Source organism: Rhodoplanes elegans (assembly GCF_016653355.1).
Classification (GTDB): domain Bacteria; phylum Pseudomonadota; class Alphaproteobacteria; order Rhizobiales; family Xanthobacteraceae; genus Rhodoplanes; species Rhodoplanes elegans.
The window spans coordinates 1-4,064 of the sequence record NZ_NHSK01000223.1 but is presented as its reverse complement, the minus strand read 5'-3'; the positions used below and the strand labels follow the sequence as shown (position 1 = coordinate 4,064).

Sequence of the window (4,064 nt, the reverse complement as noted above, 5' to 3'; positions counted from 1 at the left end):
GGGTGGGGGGAACGGCCTCGGCCCCGGACTCTGCCGGCGCGATCTGGATTGGTCGACGTCCCCCTCACTTCCCCCAGTTCAGGAACAACCCGATGTCGCCCGGGATGCCGCCGGGGAAGTCGACGACGCGGGCCGTCAGGCCGAAGCCCTTGGGGCGCAGCTCCTCCTGCCAGCGCAGGAAGACCCGGGCCGGCAGGCCGCGCAGGGTCGCGGGCCATTCGGGGTCCGGCACGTTCACGGCGCGGCCGTGGTCGGTGCACAGCTCGCAGGGGAAGCGCAGCAGCATGTGCTCGGCCTCGCCCTTCTCGGCGGCGATCTTCGCCTCGTGCAGCATCCGGTTCCACATCGCCTCGGAGAGCTCGGCGGCGAGCATCTCGTTCACCTCGTGATGGCGCTTCTCCTCGGTCTGCCGATGGACGTCGGCGCGCAGCGCATCCTCGTCCTTCTCGTGGCGCTCGACGAGCCCGCGGAAGCCGGCGGCCGAGAGCTCCTCGGCCGGCTTGGGGCCGGACGCGGCGGCGGTCGTGGTGGGCGTCTTGTTGGGCTCTTGGGCCCCGAGCTTCTGCTGCATGCGGACCTGCAAGGCGGTGAGGTGCTCTTCGGCGGCGGTGAGGCTGTCGGGCGTGCGCTCGGAGGCGGGCGGCGCGGCGCCTGGATGGTTGCCGGCGATCGCCCGCACCAGGTCGGCGCGGCTGACGATCCCGACCATGCGGCCGTTCGCCGTCACGGGCGCCCGCTTGATGCGGTTCTGCGCCAGCACGCCGGCGACCTCGACGATGTCGGCGTCCTCCGGCACGGTGACGACCGGCTTGGTCATCACGTCGGCGGCGGTGCGCTTGTCGTCCTCCAGGTCGGCGATGAACTCGGCGCTGAGCGCCTCGCCCTCGGAGAGCATGCGCAGCCACCAGTCGCGGCGCGCCTCGCGGTCGCGCTGGTCGCGCGGGATGAGGTCGCCCTCGCTCACCATGCCGATCAGGGCACCCGCCCCGTCGACCACGGGAACGGCGCTGATTCCGTTGCGGTGCAACAGCTTCGCGATGGCGCGCGCGGGCGCGTCGGGGGCGACCGTGAAGACGGTCCGGGTCATGATGTCGGCGGCTTTCACGGGGCGAGGTCCTGTCTCAGGGCATCCTGTCGTGGGCAGCGGGATGGACAACCGGTCGCGTCGAACCTCGCCATTTGGCGCCCAAGCCCGGCCCGATGACTTTGACTTGGAGCAAGATTTCCACAGCGGCGCCGGGTAGAATAACCGCGGGCGGCAAGCGCGTGCGCTTCAAGACCGCCGGACAACCATCCTAGGGAGAGAGCGGTCATGAAAGGAACGAGCGTGCGTAATACGACGTGGGACGAGCTCCAGCCGGGGGCATCGGCTTCGCTGGAGCGGACCTGCACCATGCAGGACCTGACGCTGTTCGCGCATGTCTCGGGGAACATCAATCCGCTGCCGCTGCCCTCCGGCATGCAGGCCGCCACGGGCGGCGAGCCGGTCGCCCCGTCGATCTGGGTCGGCTCGCTGGTCTCGGCCGTGCTCGGCACGCTGCTGCCCGGCGCCGGCACGCTCTATCGGGCGCAGAGCTTCAACTTCGTCGACCGGGTGCGGGTCGGCACCCGCCTCACAGTCGAGGTCAAGTGCATCGAGAAGCGCGAGAAGCCGGTCGCACTGTTCGAGACCACGATCCGCGAGGCCGACGGGCGGGTCGTCGTGCAGGGGATCGCCGAGGTCGAGGTGCCGCTCGAGACCATCGTCACCGAGGCGAACGAGCTGCCGCAGCTCATCCTCGACGACCACGAGCACTTCGCCCCGCTGATCGCGGTGGCCAAGCGCCTGCCGCCGCTGCCGACCGCGGTGCTCGGGCCGGACGACCGCCACGCGCTCGGCGGCGCCGTGCTGTCGGCCGAGGAGGGGCTGATCGTGCCGATCCTGATCGGCGACGGCGGCCGCATCCGCGCCGCGGCCAAGGATCTCGGCGTCGACATCGGCCGCTTCGAGCTGATCGACGTGCCGGACGACCGCGAGGCGTCGAAGCGCGCCGTCGGCCTCGTCAACACCGGCAAGGCCGCCGCCATCATGAAGGGCAACGTCAAGGCGGAGGCGCTGCTCAACGCGGTGATCAAGCGCGACGGCGGCCTGCGCGGGGTGCGCCGGCTCAGCCACGCCTTCGTGCTCGATGTGCCGACGCTGGACCACCTGCTGTTCATCACCGACTGCGCCGTCAACATCGCGCCGGATCTCACCACCAAGGTCGACATCGTCCAGAACGGCATCGATCTCGCGCGCGCCTGCGGCATCGAGACGCCGCGGGTCGGCGTGCTGTCGGCGGTCGAGACCGTCAATCCGAACATCCCCTCGACGCTCGACGCGGCGGCGCTCTCCAAGATGGCCGAGCGCGGCCAGATCAAGGGCGGCATCGTCGACGGCCCGCTCGCCATGGACAACGCCATGGATGTCGGCGCGGCCAAGACCAAGGGCATCACGTCGCTGGTCGCCGGCCGGGCCGAGGTGCTGATCGTGCCCAATCTGGAGGCCGGCAACATGCTGGCCAAGGAGCTGACCTTCGTCGGGCGGGCCGAGTCGGCCGGCCTCGTCGTCGGGGCGCGGGTGCCGATCATCCTCACCAGCCGGGCCGACAACGACCGCGCCCGCCTGGTCTCCTGCGCGCTCGCCCAGCTCTACATCCATTGGTGCCGGACCGGACGGTCCGCCTGCTCGGTTCCCGGATTCGCCAAGGCGGCGGAGTGAACCGCACCCGCCGGCCGGCCGTACAACGACGGCCGGTCGTCGCAGCGCAGGCGAGTGTCTCGCAACCGGAAGGAACAGGTCCGTGGACCGCGTCACCAAGCAGGCCGGGTGCGCCGAGTTGCGGCGCGCGCCGGACGACGAGCGTTCGCCGGGCATGCCGGGCATCGGCGGGCCGGGCGCGTTCATGCCGGGTTCGGGCGTGCCGGATCTGGCCGCGATCGGGGTGAGCACCGATCGCCTGTTCTCGCGCACCATGGTCGATGCCGGGAAGCTGGCGCAACAGAACGAGCGCGTCGCCCGGCGGCTCGCCGCCGCGGCGGAGCGGTTCGGTTACGACCACGGCGTCCGGCTGCAGGGGCAGCTCCGCAGCCTGGGGCGGGTCGGCGACCGCATCTGCGCGTGGGCCTTCGGCCCCGGCGTGCTGCCGCTCGACGCGCGCGACTACACGCTGGTCGTGGTCGAGCGGACGCTGCGCAACACGGCGCCGCTCGCCGCGCCGACCCTGGCGTCCTCGACCCTGGCCGCGCAGCCGGACGGCGACAACGGCTTCCTGCTCGCCGAGCGCGCCGTCTCGGAGCTCGTGAACCAGGCGCTCGATCTCCAGCACGACGTCGTCGGGGTCTGGCTGGACATCGGCCGCGAGGTGATCGAGGCTTGCCCGATCGTGTGGCCGCCGTTCTGGCCGGGCTTCGCCCCGCCGGCGGATCGGCTGCAGCGGGAGGACGGGAGAGGCTGAGCGTGAGCCGTGGCGACGACCGGCTGGTCCGGGGGCGCGCGGGGCGAGCCGCCCCGGCGGCCGGCCTGCCGGCTCGCCTCGTCCGTCGGATCGGCCTCCGAATCGGCCTCGCGGGACAGCTCGGCCTCGCGCTTCAAATCGGCCTCGCGGCGTCCGGCCTCGCCCAGACGCCGCCGGCCGGTGCCGTCCCGGACACGCCCGCCGCGGCTTCGGCGACGGTCTCGCCCGACGCCACCATCGCGGCGGATTTCGCCGTGGTCACGGCCGCCGCCGCGCAGGCCCGCCAGACCCTGGAGCCGCTGGAGACCGCCCTCGACGCGCTCGCCGGACGCAACGGCGCCGCCGGCCGCGATCCCGGCTTCTCGCGCGCCCGGGAGGGGCTCGAACGCCATCGCGAGGCGCTCGCGCGCTTCGTCGCGCTCGCCGCCCTGGCGCCATCGTGGCGGGATCTCGGCCACGAGCTCGGAAGCCTCGCGACCACGGTGCGGCCCGCCGAGGTCGACGCGCTCGCCGCGGCGGTCGGCAGTGCGGCCGGCGCCGAGGTGCGTGCCGCGCTCGCCGCCTATCGCCAGGCGGTCGGCGCCGTGG

General features: G+C 72.8%; 4 protein-coding genes. 3 read left to right on the top strand and 1 reads right to left on the bottom strand.

What is annotated here, in order from left to right:
• Window positions 1–64 precede the first annotated feature (64 nt).
• Window positions 65–1,105, bottom strand: coding sequence for a CBS domain-containing protein (locus CCR97_RS25480; RefSeq protein WP_111357613.1), 1,041 nt, complete (start codon window positions 1,103–1,105; stop codon window positions 65–67).
• Between the two features lie 207 nt (window positions 1,106–1,312).
• Between CCR97_RS25480 and CCR97_RS25475 the strand changes: the two genes are divergently transcribed.
• The 3 genes from CCR97_RS25475 to CCR97_RS25465 form a co-directional block, all read left to right on the top strand.
• The gene (locus CCR97_RS25475) at window positions 1,313–2,740 is read left to right on the top strand and encodes a bifunctional enoyl-CoA hydratase/phosphate acetyltransferase (protein ID WP_111357614.1); all 1,428 of its coding nucleotides are present in this window, start codon (window positions 1,313–1,315) and stop codon (window positions 2,738–2,740) included.
• Window positions 2,741–2,822: 82 nt separating this feature from the next.
• A complete protein-coding gene (locus CCR97_RS25470) occupies window positions 2,823–3,476 on the top strand; it encodes a hypothetical protein (protein WP_111357615.1) in 654 nt (217 codons plus the stop codon).
• Between the two features lie 2 nt (window positions 3,477–3,478).
• Window positions 3,479–4,064, top strand: a 586-nt coding sequence (locus CCR97_RS25465) for a hypothetical protein (RefSeq protein WP_201159994.1), incomplete at its 3' end; no start/stop codon positions are given.